We start from the raw sequence: 14,713 nt of genomic DNA on the forward strand, positions 1-14,713 counted from the left end.
CGGGACGTAAAATCGGCCTGTAGTATAAGGAAAAAAAGCGTGTTGTGTCAAGGTGCGTCCACTGCCTGTATCAGGGGCTTTTTAACCGGCATAAAAACGCGGAGTCTGTGCATAGCGAGTAAAGACGCACAGCGGTTTTTTTGCTGAAATTGTCATGAATGACTTTCGATATGCAGCAAAAGGTGTTTAAATGAAAACTCATTTATTTTGCATAAACATGCATTCAGTACCAGAGATGATTTCTCCATAGTCTACCAGGCAGGGTTTATTTTATGACGACGATTCTCAAGCATCTTCCGGCAGGTCAACGTATTGGTATCGCTTTTTCTGGCGGTCTGGACACCAGCGCAGCGCTGCTGTGGATGCGACAAAAAGGGGCTGTCCCCTATGCTTATACGGCGAACCTGGGGCAGCCGGATGAGGACGACTATGAGGCAATCCCGCGTCGTGCAAAAGAATATGGCGCAGAAAATGCTCGTCTCATCGACTGCCGTAAGCAACTGGTTGCCGAGGGCATCGCAGCTATTCAGTGCGGCGCGTTTCATAATACCACCGGCGGCCTGACCTATTTCAACACTACCCCGCTGGGCCGTGCCGTCACCGGCACGATGCTGGTTGCCGCCATGAAAGAAGATGGCGTCAATATCTGGGGCGATGGCAGCACCTATAAAGGTAACGATATCGAACGCTTCTATCGTTACGGCCTGCTGACCAATGCTGAACTGAAAATCTACAAACCATGGCTGGATACCGACTTTATTGACGAGCTCGGCGGGCGTCAGGAGATGTCGGAATTTATGATTGCCTGCGGCTTTGATTACAAAATGTCGGTCGAAAAAGCCTACTCTACCGACTCCAACATGCTGGGCGCGACGCATGAAGCGAAGGATCTGGAATTCCTTAACTCCAGCGTGAAAATTGTTAATCCGATCATGGGCGTGAAGTTCTGGGATGAGAACGTCAAAATTGCCGCGGAAGAAGTAACGGTACGTTTTGAACACGGGCATCCGGTAGCCCTGAACGGCAAAACCTTTACTGATGACGTAGAACTGATGATGGAAGCAAACCGCATTGGTGGCCGTCATGGGCTGGGTATGAGCGATCAGATTGAAAACCGTATCATCGAAGCGAAAAGCCGTGGCATCTATGAAGCCCCGGGGATGGCGCTGCTGCATATCGCTTACGAGCGTCTGCTGACTGGTATCCATAACGAAGACACCATTGAGCAGTATCATGCGCATGGTCGCCAGCTCGGTCGCCTGCTGTATCAGGGCCGCTGGTTCGACTCGCAAGCGTTAATGCTGCGTGATGCCCTGCAACGCTGGGTCGCCAGCCAGATCACCGGTGAAGTCACGCTGGAACTGCGTCGCGGTAATGACTACTCCATTCTGAATACGGTTTCGGACAACCTGACCTATAAAGCAGAACGTCTGACGATGGAGAAAGGCGAGTCGGTGTTCTCTCCTGACGACCGTATTGGCCAGTTGACCATGCGTAACCTGGACATCACCGATACCCGTGAGAAACTGTTCGGTTATGCGAAAACCGGCCTGCTTTCCTCTTCTGCCACGACCGGCGTGCCGCAGGTTGAGAATCTGGAAAATAAAGGGAAGTAACAGAATTCAGACCCAAAAGGCCGCGCAAGCGGCTTTTTTTATGGACAAATAGATCGCACTTCTGCTGTTATTTAATAAGCGTAAACCAGCACCTGTGCAGACCGCAGAATGATTCAAAGGCACACGATGATATCCCACAAACCGCTCTCATTTTATATCAGTGCATTACATGCCAACGATTTACAGCACTCTTACCAGCTATTATCGGATAATGAATCAACCCATAGCGAAGAGGATGTATTAATTTATCAGAAGGTCAGCACCTGGCTATTTGAAGATGGCGTTGTGATTCGCTGCGAATACGAAGAAGAACAAGGTCAGCACAGCGATGCATGCTGTTTCCCCTGTTGGATCGAGTTTAAGGTACAGGAAATCAGGAAGAATACGGTCACTGTATCGCCGGCACTAAAGCGCTTTACTAACCAATGCCAAATCAAAACCTGGCTTCAGTTCAATAGCGACGCCTGACTGAGCTATTTAAAACGCTGCGCGGAAAGAGACCAGATAATTGAGAAAACGACAGACGAAAAAAAAGACGCTTTTCAGCGTCTTTTTTTCGGAATATTGGTACCGAGGATGGGACTCGAACCCACAAGCCCGTTAGGGCACTACCACCTCAAGGTAGCGTGTCTACCAATTCCACCACCTCGGTACAGAATACTTAGCGTGGGATATCGCTGGTCGGCTGAGCCGGAGCAGCTGGCTGAGTTTGCTCGGTTTTCGCCGGCGCATTCAGGTTTTCCCACTCGCTTCCTTTATTGGCCTTATTACTGTTGATATTGCCAAGCACCAGGCTAAGGATGAAGAACAACGTTGCCAGCACTGCCGTCATACGGGTCATGAAGTTACCAGAACCACTTGAACCAAACAGCGTACCGGAAGCGCCTGCTCCGAATGAGGCTCCCATATCAGCGCCTTTACCCTGCTGTAGCATAACCAGACCGACAAGGCCGATTGCCACAAGAAGGAAAACTACCAAAAGAGCTTCGTACATAATTAACCTGTTCCTTGCGGAGTTGCCGCATACCAATTGCTTCGACCAATATCGCGGGAGGCTTTATGCTTTCCCACTGAAGCGGGTGTGAATACTAACCAAAGCGAATGACCTTCGCAAGGGCAATTTCACCGCATTGTATCGAATGCGGAAAAAAACAGCAAAAGTCATTTGCTTTGCCTAAAAAGACGGCAACCACCGCCTTCTCAGGAACTTAACGTGCTATCAGACGGCTTTAACCGCGTCGGCAATCCGGTGAGCAAACTCGGTGACCTGCGCTTCATTCTCGCCTTCCACCATCACGCGAATAAGAGGTTCAGTACCCGATTTACGCAGCAGTACACGCCCCCGGTTTCCCAGCGCCGCCTCGACCTCAGCCAGCGCAGCTTTTACCGTTTCATGCTCAAGCGGATCGCTGGCCCCGGCAGTAAAGCGGACGTTAACCAGAATTTGCGGGAACATTTTCATGCCGCTGCACAGATCGTGCAGGCTCATATGATTACGTACCATCGCCGCGACGACCTGAAGCCCCGCCACAATGCCGTCGCCGGTAGTGGTTTTGTCCAGCAGGATCACATGGCCGGAGTTTTCCGCACCGATGCGCCAGCCTTTTTCCTGCATCTTTTCCAGCACGTAGCGGTCGCCAACTTTAGCGCGGGTAAACGGAATACCCAGCTGCTTAAGCGCCAGCTCCAGCCCCATATTGCTCATCAGTGTACCAACAGCCCCGCCGCGCAACTGTCCCTGACGCAGCGCTTCGCGGGCGATGATATACATGATCTGATCGCCATCGACGCGCGTCCCTTCATGATCGACCATAATCACGCGATCGCCATCGCCGTCAAACGCAATACCGAGATGGGCCTTTTCCGCCAGCACGCGTGCCTGCAACGCGCGAACATCGGTGGCTCCCACCTTTTCATTGATGTTCACGCCGTCAGGCTCGCAGCCCATAGTGATGACTTTTGCGCCCAGCTCGCGGAATACGTTTGGCGCAATGTGGTAGGTCGCGCCGTTAGCGCAGTCGACGACAATTTTTAATTCATTAAGGCTCAGCTCGTTCGGGAAAGTGCCTTTGCAGAACTCAATATAGCGCCCGGCGGCGTCTACAATACGGCTGGCTTTACCCAGCTCCGCGGAGTCCACGCAGGTGATCTCTTTCTCCATCTCTGCTTCAATCGCTTCTTCAACTTCATCCGGCAGTTTGGTGCCGTCGATGGAGAAAAATTTGATGCCGTTGTCGTAATACGGGTTATGTGACGCAGAGATCACAATCCCGGCTTCCGCACGGAAAGTGCGTGTCAGGTAGGCGACGGCAGGCGTCGGCATAGGACCGGTGAATGAGGCCGATAGCCCGGCTGCAGCGAGACCCGCTTCCAGCGCCGACTCCAGCATGTAGCCTGAAATACGGGTATCTTTACCGATGATGATTTTACGCGAGCCGTGGCGTGCCAGCACCTTGCCCGCAGCCCAGCCCAGCTTAAGCACGAAATCAGGGGTAATTGGCGCGTCGCCTACGCGACCACGGATGCCATCGGTACCAAAATATTTACGGTCACTCATAACGTCTGTTTTCCTTAGCTGATAATGTCGCCTCGACCACACGCATCGCGTCAACGGTTTCTTTTACATCATGTACGCGGATAATTTGTGCGCCCTGCATCGCAGCGATGACCGCACAGGCCAGGCTACCGCTTAATCGTTCAGAAGGGCCAGCATTCAGTAGTTGCCCAACCATTGATTTACGCGACATACCGACTAACAGCGGCAGGCCAAAATGATGCAGTTCAGATAAACGCGCGAGCAGAGTGTAATTGTGGGAGAGATTTTTACCGAAACCGAAGCCCGGGTCGAGCAACAATTTCTCTTTTGCGATCCCGGCAGCTTCACAGCGAGCGATATGCTCAACAAAGTAGCGATTCACCTCCGCAAACACATCGGCGTAATGCGGGGCATCCTGCATTGTTTTCGGTTGTCCCTGCATGTGCATTAAACAAACCGGCAGGCCAGTTTCTGCCGCGGCCTCAAGTGCTCCCGGCTCGCTCAACGAGCGGATGTCATTAATGATGTGAGCGCCCACTCTCGCGGCTTCGCGGATCACCTCCGGTTTTGAGGTGTCCACCGAAATCCAGACTTCAAAACGCTGCGCGATGGCTTCCACGACCGGGATCACGCGAGCCAGTTCTTCTTCAACGCTGACGTCTGCCGCGCCAGGCCGCGTGGACTCACCGCCCACATCAATAATCGTGGCCCCGGCATTAATCATCAGATTGGCATGTTTAACCGCATCCACCAGCGAGTTATGCGCCCCGCCATCGGAGAAAGAATCGGGCGTAACGTTAAGAATGCCCATCACATGAGGATAAGCCAAATCGAGCGTCGAACCTTGCGCAACGAGTTTCATGAAAACCCCTGTTATTGTTGTCTGCGTACTGAAAAGAAAAAGCCCCGGAGCGATGCGCCGGGGCTTTAGAGTACTACAGTGGGAGACGTAATGGTCGCCCAACTTTTCTTACATGGTATTACCAGGATTCGGCGTACGGGGTTCATCCACCGGACGCGGCGCACGTGGTGTACCATTGCTGTCTGAATTACCAGAACTGCCTGCATCTTCCCAACCGGCTGGTGGACGCACGTCGCGGCGTGCCATCAGGTCGTCGATTTGCGGTGCATCAATGGTCTCATATTTCATGAGCGCATCTTTCATCGCGTGCAGGATGTCCATGTTGTCATCAAGAAGGTGACGGGCGCGATTGTAGTTACGCTCAATCAGTGATTTCACTTCCTGATCGATAATACGCGCGGTTTCATCAGACATATGCTTCGCTTTGGCGACGCTACGACCGAGGAACACTTCGCCTTCTTCTTCTGCATACAGCAACGGCCCCAGCTTCTCGGAGAAGCCCCACTGGGTGACCATGTTACGCGCCAGATTCGTCGCAACTTTGATATCGTTCGACGCACCGGTAGAGACATGCTCTACGCCGTAAATAATCTCTTCCGCCAGACGACCGCCGTACAGGGTGGAGATCTGACTTTCCAGCTTCTGACGGCTGGCACTGATGGCATCGCCTTCAGGCAGGAAGAAGGTCACACCCAGCGCACGACCACGCGGGATAATCGTCACTTTATGCACCGGATCGTGCTCCGGTACGAGGCGACCTATAATCGCATGACCCGCTTCGTGATAGGCGGTAGATTCTTTCTGCGCTTCCGTCATCACCATGGAGCGACGTTCCGCACCCATCATGATTTTGTCTTTCGCTTTCTCAAATTCCACCATCGATACAACACGTTTGTTGCCACGCGCCGCAAACAGTGCCGCTTCGTTCACCAGGTTTGCGAGATCCGCACCGGAGAAGCCCGGCGTACCACGCGCAATGATTGCCGCGTCGATATCGGGTGCCAGCGGTACGCGACGCATATGCACTTTCAGGATTTGCTCACGACCACGAACGTCTGGCAGACCGACCACGACCTGACGGTCGAAACGGCCAGGACGCAGCAGCGCCGGGTCAAGAACGTCCGGACGGTTAGTCGCCGCGATAACAATAATACCTTCGTTACCTTCAAAGCCATCCATCTCGACCAGCATCTGGTTCAGCGTCTGCTCACGTTCATCGTGACCGCCACCCAGACCTGCGCCACGCTGGCGGCCGACGGCGTCGATTTCATCGATGAAGATAATGCACGGGGCCGCTTTCTTGGCCTGTTCGAACATGTCACGCACACGAGATGCACCGACACCGACGAACATTTCCACAAAGTCAGAACCGGAAATCGTAAAGAACGGCACCTTCGCTTCACCCGCAATCGCTTTCGCCAGCAGGGTTTTACCTGTACCCGGAGGACCGACCATCAGGACGCCTTTCGGGATTTTGCCGCCCAGTTTCTGGAAGCGGCTTGGCTCGCGCAGGTATTCAACCAGCTCACCCACCTCTTCTTTTGCTTCGTCACAGCCAGCAACGTCAGCAAAGGTGGTTTTGATCTGATCTTCCGTCAACATGCGCGCCTTACTTTTACCGAACGACATGGCACCTTTGCCACCGCCGCCCTGCATCTGACGCATGAAGAAGATCCAGACCCCAATCAGCAGAAGCATTGGGAACCAGGAGATGAAGATGGAAGCCAGCAGGCTCGGCTCTTCCGGCGGCTCACCAACCACTTTCACATTTTTGGTCAGCAGGTTATCAAGCAGTTTAGGATCGTTAACCGGAATGTAGGTCGTATAACGGTTACTATCTTTCTTGGTAACGTTGATTTCACGTCCGTTTATACGAGCTTCGCGAACCTGGTCCTGGTTGACCTCTTGCAGGAAGGTAGAGTAATCCACCTTATGTCCGTTAGACTCGCTGGGCCCAAAGCTCTGGAATACTGACATCAGCACGACGGCAATGACCAGCCAGAGAATTAGGTTTTTCGCCATGTCACTCAAGGGATTAACCTCTTATTACAACTGTGTTAAAAACAGCGTCAGGATACTCTATATCCAGTGTCTTTCAAACTCTCGCCTGAAATCTACCAGCTATTACTTTCGCCCGGTCGCTACAATGTACACTTCGCGTGAACGTGCTCGCGAAGAGTCCGGCTTACGAACTTTCACTTTCGTAAACAGAGAACGAATTTCCCGAAGATACTCATCGAAACCTTCGCCCTGAAATACTTTCACTACAAAACCACCGCCCGGCGCTAAAACGTCACGACACATCTGTAACGCCAGTTCCACCAGATACATTGAGCGCGGAATATCGACCGCAGGCGTCCCGCTCATATTTGGTGCCATATCGGACATGACAACCTGAACCTTACTGTCACCCACACGATCCAGTAATGCCTTCATCACGAGTTCATCACGAAAATCGCCCTGAAGGAAGTCCACTCCAACGATAGGGTCCATGGGTAAAAGATCGCATGCAATGATGCGGCCTTTGCCCCCGATTTGGGTCACTACATACTGCGACCACCCTCCCGGAGCAGCACCGAGATCGACGACCGTCATTCCCGGCTTAAAAAGTTTGTCACTTTGCTGTATTTCATCAAGTTTAAACCAGGCACGGGAACGTAACCCCTTTTTCTGTGCCTGTTGAACATATTTATCGCTAAAGTGTTCATGAAGCCAGCGGCTTGAACTGGCAGAACGCTTTTTACCTGTCATTTAACATTCCCATTGGGAGAGCTCATCGTAGCCTGAAGCGTAAATTTCTACGCTGCAATTTGGCGATATATGGGAGATGGCGGTAGAATGACCCGTTTTCAATCCCAACGTAAGTAAAAATATACGATGAATCTGAGTACTAAACAAAAACAGCACCTCAAAGGTCTGGCGCATCCGCTCAAGCCGGTCGTCCAGCTTGGCAACAATGGTTTGACCGAAGGGGTACTGGCCGAGATTGAACAAGCGTTAGAGCACCACGAATTGATTAAGGTGAAGATCGCATCGGAAGATCGCGAAACAAAAAACCTGATCGTGGACGCCATCGTGCGCGAAACCCGTGCCTGTAATGTACAGGTCATCGGTAAAACGCTGGTACTCTATCGCCCGACCGCAGAGCGTAAAATCTCGCTGCCACGTTAATAATATCCTGAATTAGGCACATTTTCTGTGTAAAACGAGGGTTTTAACGGGTAGACGAGCAAAATGCCATGCTCTTCACGTTGATAAAAGGCCGCTAAGCGGCCTTTTTCTTATCTTTACAATCAATCAACAGACCGAACTTAAAGATATTCGACCTTCAGGATTTCATATTCGACTTCACCACCGGGCGTGCGAATGACGACAACGTCGTCCTGTTCTTTGCCAACCAGGCCACGGGCAATAGGCGAGTTTACGGAAATCAGATTTTGCTTAAAATCAGCTTCGTCATCGCCCACGATGCGATACGTCTGTTCTTCATCGCTGTCCAGATTAAGTACGGTAACGGTAGAGCCAAAGATGACGCGACCATTGTTAGGCATTTTGCTGATATCGATAACCTGCGCATTAGACAGTTTTGCCTCGATATCTTTGATTCGCCCTTCGCAGAAGCCCTGCTGCTCACGCGCAGCATGATATTCCGCGTTCTCTTTCAAATCGCCGTGCTCACGCGCTTCGGCAATCGCGGCAATAATTTCAGGACGACGTACAGATTTCAGAAAATCCAGTTCTTCGCGCAGTTTTTCTGCGCCACGTAAGGTCATCGGAATAGCTTGCATTGTTATACCTCTTTAACGTTCCTTCAGGAGGCCGTAAATCGCGGCTTCCTCTTGTCCCACCACCTTGTAGCAGGACAGAAGCAAAAGAAAACTGACCCGGAAGCAAAGTCCCAGGTCAGCAGCAATTTTTCAGTTTGATAGTCATTTTACCCTGAAGTTCACCATGGGTCATCGTTTACTTTGCAGGGTGTTGCGCCGTAGTATGACGGCTTGTTTCCAGGTTGTTAGCGCGAGATTATGCGATTTTCCAGATTTATCATCGGATTGACTACCAGTTTAGCGTTCTGCGTTCAGGCGGCAAATGTCGAGGAGTATGTAAACCAGCTCCCGGCAGGTGCCAACCTGGCCCTTATGGTACAAAAAATAGGAGCGCCGACGCCAGAGATTGATTATCACGGCCAGCAGATGGCGCTACCCGCCAGTACTCAGAAGGTAATTACCGCACTGGCTGCCCTGTTGCAACTCGGCCCTGACTTCCGCTTTACTACCACGCTGGAGAGCAAGGGTAGCGTAGATAACGGTATTTTGAAAGGCGACCTGATTGCCCGTTTCGGCGCAGATCCCACCTTAAAGCGCCAGGATCTCCGCAATATGGTCGCCGTTCTCAAAAACGCGGGCATACAGAAAATTGACGGCAATGTGCTCATCGACACCTCAATTTTTGCCAGTCACGACAAAGCGCCTGGCTGGCCGTGGAACGATATGACGCAGTGTTTTAGCGCGCCACCCGCCGCGGCGATCGTTGACCGGAACTGTTTCTCCGTCTCGCTGTATAGCGGACAAAAAGCGGGAGATCTGGCCTTTATCCGTGTGGCCTCATTCTATCCGGTAACCATGTTCAGCCAGGTGCGTACCCTGGCTCGCGGCTCTGCGGATGCACAGTATTGTGAGCTGGATGTGGTGCCGGGCGAGCTTAACCGCTTTACGCTTACCGGTTGTCTGCCTCAGCGTGCCGAGCCACTACCGCTGGCGTTCGCCATTCAGGATGGGGCAAGTTATGCGGGTGCGATCCTTAAAGATGAGCTTAAACAGGCCGGGATCACTTACAGCGGGAATCTGCTTCGCCAGACGCAGGTTAATGAGCCGGGTACCGTCATTGCCAGTAAACAGTCGGCTCCACTGCACGATTTGCTTAAGATTATGCTGAAAAAGTCCGACAACATGATCGCGGATACCGTGTTCCGTATGGTAGGCCATTCACGCTTTAATGTGCCAGGCACGTGGCGTGCGGGTTCCGATGCGGTAAGGCAGATCCTGCGTCAGCAGGTGGGCGTCGATATTGGCAATACCATCATTGCTGACGGTTCAGGTCTGTCGCGTCATAACCTGATTGCACCGGCAACCATGATTCAGGTGCTGCAGTATATCGCCCAGCATGATAGCGAACTGAATTATATCTCAATGCTGCCTCTGGCAGGCTATGACGGCTCGCTACAATATCGTGCCGGCCTGCATCAGGCGGGGGTTGATGGTAAGGTCTCGGCAAAAACGGGGTCGTTACAGGGGGTATATAACCTGGCAGGCTTTATTACCACGGCCAGCGGGCAACGGATGGCTTTCGTACAGTATCTTTCGGGGTATGCGGTAGAGCCTGCGGATCAGCGCAATCGTCGCATTCCGCTGGTGCGGTTTGAAAGCCGGCTGTATAAGGATATTTACCAGAATAATTAAGCCTGAATGGACGCATGCCTGATGGCGCTGCGCCATCAGGCATGGATGATACATCATCAGAATCAGACCGTAGCCCCGGGAAACGAAGCGCCACCGGGGATTGCGATCTTAGCGTTTATAGATGAACTCAACGCCTTCTTCGTCGTCTTCGTCCCAGTCGTCATCCCACTCTTCGTCATCGTCTTCAACGGCGGCTTCTTCAAGCTGCTGACGGTGGTAGTCATCCCACATGAACTCGACTTTTTCCGGCTGTTTCTCTTCCTGCGCCTGAACAACCGGGTTGTCGATGATAAAGGTCATCACATCCCAGCAGAGATCTTTCACGCCGGTCTGACTGGCAGCAGAGATAAGGTAGAATTGATCTTCCCAGCCCAGCGCATCGGCGATCGCTTTGGCTTTCTCTTCTGCTTCCGCTTTATCCATCAGGTCAATCTTGTTAAATACCAGCCAGCGCGGTTTTGAAGCCAGGCTTTCGCTGTATTTTTCCAGCTCGCCGATAATAATGCGGGCGTTTTCTACCGGATCGGAACCGTCAATCGGATCGATATCAATGAGGTGTAACAGCACGCGGCAGCGTTCAAGGTGCTTCAGGAAGCGAATACCCAGCCCGGCACCTTCTGCCGCACCTTCGATAAGTCCGGGGATATCAGCCACCACAAAGCTCTTCTCGGTGTCCATGCGGACCACGCCAAGGCTCGGGACCAGAGTGGTAAACGGATAATCGGCTACTTTTGGCTTCGCTGCCGATACTGCGCGAATAAAGGTGGATTTACCGGCATTTGGCATACCGAGCATGCCCACATCGGCCAGCAGCATCAGTTCCAGCTGTAAATCACGCTTGTCGCCCGGTGTCCCCATCGTTTTCTGACGCGGAGTACGGTTCACCGAGGATTTAAACCGGGTATTACCGAGACCGTGCCAGCCGCCTTTAGCGACCATCAGACGCTGACCGTGTTTGGTCATATCGCCCATGGTCTCACCGGTGCCCTGATCGATAACGCGTGTTCCCACCGGAACTTTAATCGACACGTCCTTGCCACGCTTACCGGTACAGTCACGGCTCTGACCGTTCTCACCACGCTCGGCGCGGAACGATTTTTCAAAGCGGTAGTCGATCAACGTATTCAGGTTTTCATCTGCTTCCAGCCAGACATCGCCGCCGTCCCCGCCATCGCCGCCGTCCGGGCCACCTTTGGGAATATATTTTTCGCGACGGAAGCTCACGCAACCATTGCCGCCGTCACCTGCTACTACCAGGATGGATGCTTCATCAACAAACTTCATTTTACTCTCCGTAAATCATTCGCCTGAGCGGGATAATCACGCTTACGCCACCGCCCCCAGAGACGATGACCAATGGCGGAATACATCGCGCCCGCAACCACGACAAACGCACCGAGATAACCTAAAAGGTTTAACATCGGTCTGGCGAAGAAATCGGGCCAGGCCAGTGATAATAAATCCGAAAATAACAACGTAAACAGCGGTGTCAGGGTTATCAATGCGCTTACCTGCGCCGCCTGCCAGCGCGCCATGGCCTCCGCAAGCGCGCCATAACCAACCAGCGTATTTAGCCCGCAAAACAGCAGACAAAGCAGTTGCCAGTGGTTTAATTGGGTTATCACGCCGGGCTTGGCCAGCGGCAATAATACCATCGTACATAAAGTGTACAACAAAAGCAGGATCTGCGGTGACGCCAGGCGGCGCAATAATACTTTCTGCGCAACGCCATAACTCACCCACACCGACGCCGCGCCCACGCCGAAAATAACGCCCCAGGTGTAATCCGTCAGGCGGGTGAAAATCTCGATCAGACTGGTATTAAAAAACATCCCCAGACCGCTGAGCAGCATTACCGCGCCGAAAATCTGCGTGCCACGCATTTTCTCTTTGAGGATAACGACGCTGGCGACCATCATGCCGACGGGAGAAAGCTGGCCGATAACCTGTGAGGCTGTCGGGCTTAAGTATTGCAGGGATGAGCTGAACAGGATGAAATTACCTGCTAACCCGCAGGTTGCGACGATCAGCAGTAGCAGCCAGCGCGGTTTGCGGAACAAACGCAGCGAGGGCAGCCTTCCTTTGCAGGCCAGAATGATACCCAACCCTATTGCCGCCATCAAAAAGCGATAGAACACCACGGTGGGCGGCTCCATCACTTCCAGCACCTGCTTCATGGCGATTGGTAATGCTCCCCAGCACATCGCCGTGGTGAGCGCCAGAACAATACCAATGCCAGCCTGTTGCTTCATGCCCGTTTTCCCTGCAATGGCTCGTTAACCGCTGATGACGGCTTCACAAGCATATTTACCGGTCGTCGAATGTAAAAAGCCCCGCAACAGGTGCGGGGCTTCAATCCGTTACCGGACCACGAAAAACTTACTCAGCAACGATGCTGATATATTTACGGTTTTTCGGGCCTTTAACTTCGAATTTCACTTTACCGTCAGCTTTTGCAAACAGAGTGTGGTCACGGCCGCAACCTACGTTGGTGCCAGCGTGGAATTTAGTACCACGTTGACGAACGATGATGCTACCTGCCAGAACTGCTTCGCCGCCAAAGCGTTTTACGCCCAGACGTTTAGCTTCTGAATCGCGACCGTTACGAGTCGAGCCGCCAGCCTTTTTATGTGCCATTTAAATCTCTCCTCAGGTCTTAGGCGCTGATGCCAGTAATTTTCACGTCAGTGAACCACTGACGATGGCCCTGCTGCTTACGGTAGTGTTTACGACGACGAAACTTAACGATTTTAACTTTCTCGCCACGACCGTGAGCAACCACTTCAGCTTTGATTACGCCGCCATCGACGAAAGGAACGCCGATTTTAACATCTTCACCGTTTGCGATCATCAGAACTTCAGCGAACTCAACAGCTTCGCCAGTTGCGATGTCCAGCTTTTCCAGGCGAACGGTCTGACCTTCGCTTACTCGGTGTTGTTTACCACCACTTTGGAAAACCGCGTACATAAAAAACTCCGCTTCCGCGCACATCTTTGTGTGATACAGAGTGCGCTATAAATATTCACAATAGGGCGCGAATATTACGCAAAACGCGAGCCTTTGACAAGTACGATCATCAATCCACGCAGAAAAAAAACACAACAATCACGACAACGTTTATCTGGCGCATTTTTACAGTACAATCCACACTACTATTCCATCATTAAACCTATGTTATCCCATTTTGAGATGTGGTAAACAGGACATTAAGCCCGGCTTTTGCGATGAATTTAGATAAAATCAATGAGTTAACCGCGCAGGATATGGCGGGTGTCAATGCAGTCATTCTTGAACAGCTCACGTCGGACGTACTGCTGATTAACCAGTTAGGGCATTACATTGTCAGCGGCGGCGGAAAACGCATCCGTCCGATGATTGCTGTACTGGCTGCACGCGCGGTGGGTTATGAAGGCAATGCGCACATTACCGTAGCGGCATTGATCGAATTTATCCACACGGCGACCCTGCTTCATGACGATGTTGTGGACGAATCCGACATGCGCCGCGGTAAAGCGACCGCTAACGCCGCCTTCGGCAACGCTGCCAGCGTGCTGGTTGGCGATTTTATCTATACTCGCGCCTTTCAGATGATGACCCGTCTCGGATCGCTGAAAGTGCTGGATATCATGTCTGAAGCGGTCAACGTTATTGCGGAAGGTGAAGTTCTGCAACTGATGAACGTGAACGATCCAGATATCACTGAAGAAAATTATATGCGCGTTATCTACAGCAAAACCGCGCGTTTATTTGAAGCCGCATCGCAGTGTTCCGGCATCCTCGCCGGTTGCACGCCGCAAGAAGAACGTGCGTTGCAGGATTATGGCCGCTATCTCGGCACCGCTTTCCAGCTGATTGACGATCTCCTGGATTACAGCGCAGATGGTGAAACGCTGGGTAAAAACGTTGGTGATGACCTTAACGAAGGTAAACCGACGCTACCGCTGCTGCACGCCATGCAACATGGTAACGCTGAGCAGGCCGCGATGATCCGCTCCGCCATTGAACAGGGTAACGGCCGGCACCTGCTTGAACCGGTGCTGGAAACAATGGCCGCCTGTGGTTCGCTGGCGTGGACGCGCCAGCGCGCGGAAGAAGAAGCGGACAAAGCCATTACTGCCCTACAAGTTCTCCCCGCTAATCCCTGGCGCGAAGCGCTGATTGCCCTGGCGCACATCGCCGTACAACGTGACCATTAATCTTATTTCTCGCGCTAAAAAGCGCGGGAAAATTCCAATAAAA

At 52.3% G+C, this 14,713-nt stretch carries 15 protein-coding genes and 1 tRNA gene; 5 read left to right on the top strand and 11 right to left on the bottom strand.

Annotated features, from left to right (window positions below):
• Positions 1–272 precede the first annotated feature (272 nt).
• Both argG and CHU32_RS19795 read left to right on the top strand, forming a co-directional pair.
• Positions 273–1,616, top strand: coding sequence for an argininosuccinate synthase (gene argG, locus CHU32_RS19790; RefSeq protein WP_103676711.1), 1,344 nt, complete (start codon positions 273–275; stop codon positions 1,614–1,616).
• Positions 1,617–1,742: 126 nt separating this feature from the next.
• Positions 1,743–2,084 (top strand): hypothetical protein, encoded by a 342-nt coding sequence (locus CHU32_RS19795; RefSeq protein ID WP_103676712.1) that lies wholly within the window; start codon positions 1,743–1,745, stop codon positions 2,082–2,084.
• A gap of 97 nt (positions 2,085–2,181) precedes the next feature.
• Here the strand turns inward: CHU32_RS19795 and CHU32_RS19800 are convergent.
• The 6 genes from CHU32_RS19800 to rlmE all read right to left on the bottom strand — a co-directional run bounded on the left by CHU32_RS19800 (position 2,182) and on the right by rlmE (position 7,765).
• Positions 2,182–2,268, bottom strand: a tRNA-Leu gene (locus CHU32_RS19800).
• Positions 2,269–2,277: 9 nt separating this feature from the next.
• Positions 2,278–2,610, bottom strand: coding sequence for a preprotein translocase subunit SecG (gene secG / locus CHU32_RS19805; protein WP_103676713.1), 333 nt, complete (start codon positions 2,608–2,610; stop codon positions 2,278–2,280).
• Positions 2,611–2,835: 225 nt separating this feature from the next.
• Positions 2,836–4,173, bottom strand: coding sequence for a phosphoglucosamine mutase (gene glmM / locus CHU32_RS19810; RefSeq protein WP_103676714.1), 1,338 nt, complete (start codon positions 4,171–4,173; stop codon positions 2,836–2,838).
• Positions 4,166–5,014 (bottom strand): dihydropteroate synthase, encoded by an 849-nt coding sequence (gene folP, locus CHU32_RS19815; protein ID WP_103676715.1) that lies wholly within the window; start codon positions 5,012–5,014, stop codon positions 4,166–4,168. The genes glmM and folP overlap by 8 nt, the downstream gene beginning before the upstream one ends.
• Before the next feature lie 108 nt (positions 5,015–5,122).
• A complete protein-coding gene (gene ftsH, locus CHU32_RS19820; RefSeq protein ID WP_103676716.1) occupies positions 5,123–7,036 on the bottom strand; it encodes an ATP-dependent zinc metalloprotease FtsH in 1,914 nt (637 codons plus the stop codon).
• Between the two features lie 102 nt (positions 7,037–7,138).
• Entirely contained in the window at positions 7,139–7,765 is a 627-nt protein-coding gene (rlmE, locus tag CHU32_RS19825; RefSeq protein WP_103676717.1) for a 23S rRNA (uridine(2552)-2'-O)-methyltransferase RlmE, read from the bottom strand.
• Between the two features lie 126 nt (positions 7,766–7,891).
• Here rlmE and yhbY point away from each other — a divergent pair, with 126 nt between their 5' ends.
• Entirely contained in the window at positions 7,892–8,185 is a 294-nt protein-coding gene (gene yhbY, locus CHU32_RS19830; protein ID WP_103676718.1) for a ribosome assembly RNA-binding protein YhbY, read from the top strand.
• A 140-nt stretch (positions 8,186–8,325) separates the two neighbouring features.
• Here the strand turns inward: yhbY and greA are convergent, their stop codons facing one another.
• Positions 8,326–8,802, bottom strand: coding sequence for a transcription elongation factor GreA (gene greA / locus CHU32_RS19835; protein WP_103676719.1), 477 nt, complete (start codon positions 8,800–8,802; stop codon positions 8,326–8,328).
• Between the two features lie 237 nt (positions 8,803–9,039).
• Here greA and dacB point away from each other — a divergent pair, with 237 nt between their 5' ends.
• Positions 9,040–10,473: a serine-type D-Ala-D-Ala carboxypeptidase gene (dacB, locus tag CHU32_RS19840; protein WP_103676720.1), complete on the top strand. Its 1,434-nt coding sequence runs from the start codon at positions 9,040–9,042 to the stop codon at positions 10,471–10,473.
• Between the two features lie 108 nt (positions 10,474–10,581).
• Here the strand turns inward: dacB and cgtA are convergent, their stop codons facing one another.
• The 4 genes from cgtA to rplU form a co-directional block, all read right to left on the bottom strand.
• Complete coding sequence (gene cgtA / locus CHU32_RS19845) at positions 10,582–11,757, bottom strand: Obg family GTPase CgtA (protein ID WP_103676721.1); 1,176 nt, start codon at positions 11,755–11,757, stop codon at positions 10,582–10,584.
• On the bottom strand, positions 11,754–12,725 hold the full coding sequence (locus CHU32_RS19850; RefSeq protein ID WP_103676722.1) for a DMT family transporter: 972 nt from the start codon (positions 12,723–12,725) through the stop codon (positions 11,754–11,756). The genes cgtA and CHU32_RS19850 overlap by 4 nt, the downstream gene beginning before the upstream one ends.
• A gap of 127 nt (positions 12,726–12,852) precedes the next feature.
• The gene (gene rpmA / locus CHU32_RS19855; RefSeq protein ID WP_000940593.1) at positions 12,853–13,110 is read right to left on the bottom strand and encodes a 50S ribosomal protein L27; all 258 of its coding nucleotides are present in this window, start codon (positions 13,108–13,110) and stop codon (positions 12,853–12,855) included.
• A 19-nt stretch (positions 13,111–13,129) separates the two neighbouring features.
• A complete protein-coding gene (rplU, locus tag CHU32_RS19860; protein ID WP_002434221.1) occupies positions 13,130–13,441 on the bottom strand; it encodes a 50S ribosomal protein L21 in 312 nt (103 codons plus the stop codon).
• 257 nt (positions 13,442–13,698) lie between these two features.
• Here rplU and ispB point away from each other — a divergent pair, with 257 nt between their 5' ends.
• Positions 13,699–14,670 (top strand): octaprenyl diphosphate synthase, encoded by a 972-nt coding sequence (gene ispB / locus CHU32_RS19865; protein WP_103676723.1) that lies wholly within the window; start codon positions 13,699–13,701, stop codon positions 14,668–14,670.
• Positions 14,671–14,713: the final 43 nt, after the last annotated feature.

This window comes from Superficieibacter electus (assembly GCF_002915575.1).
Lineage (GTDB): Bacteria > Pseudomonadota > Gammaproteobacteria > Enterobacterales > Enterobacteriaceae > Superficieibacter > Superficieibacter electus.

Excerpts from the sequence above, each read along its gene's own strand:
- argG (WP_103676711.1), top strand. The coding sequence starts at position 273 with ATGACGACGATTCTCAAGCATCTTCCGGCAGGTCAACGTATTGGTATC.
- CHU32_RS19795 (WP_103676712.1), top strand. The coding sequence starts at position 1,743 with ATGATATCCCACAAACCGCTCTCATTTTATATCAGTGCATTACATGCC.
- secG (WP_103676713.1), bottom strand. The coding sequence starts at position 2,610 with ATGTACGAAGCTCTTTTGGTAGTTTTCCTTCTTGTGGCAATCGGCCTT.
- glmM (WP_103676714.1), bottom strand. The coding sequence starts at position 4,173 with ATGAGTGACCGTAAATATTTTGGTACCGATGGCATCCGTGGTCGCGTA.
- folP (WP_103676715.1), bottom strand. The coding sequence starts at position 5,014 with ATGAAACTCGTTGCGCAAGGTTCGACGCTCGATTTGGCTTATCCTCAT.
- ftsH (WP_103676716.1), bottom strand. The coding sequence starts at position 7,036 with ATGGCGAAAAACCTAATTCTCTGGCTGGTCATTGCCGTCGTGCTGATG.
- rlmE (WP_103676717.1), bottom strand. The coding sequence starts at position 7,765 with ATGACAGGTAAAAAGCGTTCTGCCAGTTCAAGCCGCTGGCTTCATGAA.
- yhbY (WP_103676718.1), top strand. The coding sequence starts at position 7,892 with ATGAATCTGAGTACTAAACAAAAACAGCACCTCAAAGGTCTGGCGCAT.
- greA (WP_103676719.1), bottom strand. The coding sequence starts at position 8,802 with ATGCAAGCTATTCCGATGACCTTACGTGGCGCAGAAAAACTGCGCGAA.
- dacB (WP_103676720.1), top strand. The coding sequence starts at position 9,040 with ATGCGATTTTCCAGATTTATCATCGGATTGACTACCAGTTTAGCGTTC.
- cgtA (WP_103676721.1), bottom strand. The coding sequence starts at position 11,757 with ATGAAGTTTGTTGATGAAGCATCCATCCTGGTAGTAGCAGGTGACGGC.
- CHU32_RS19850 (WP_103676722.1), bottom strand. The coding sequence starts at position 12,725 with ATGAAGCAACAGGCTGGCATTGGTATTGTTCTGGCGCTCACCACGGCG.
- rpmA (WP_000940593.1), bottom strand. The coding sequence starts at position 13,110 with ATGGCACATAAAAAGGCTGGCGGCTCGACTCGTAACGGTCGCGATTCA.
- rplU (WP_002434221.1), bottom strand. The coding sequence starts at position 13,441 with ATGTACGCGGTTTTCCAAAGTGGTGGTAAACAACACCGAGTAAGCGAA.
- ispB (WP_103676723.1), top strand. The coding sequence starts at position 13,699 with ATGAATTTAGATAAAATCAATGAGTTAACCGCGCAGGATATGGCGGGT.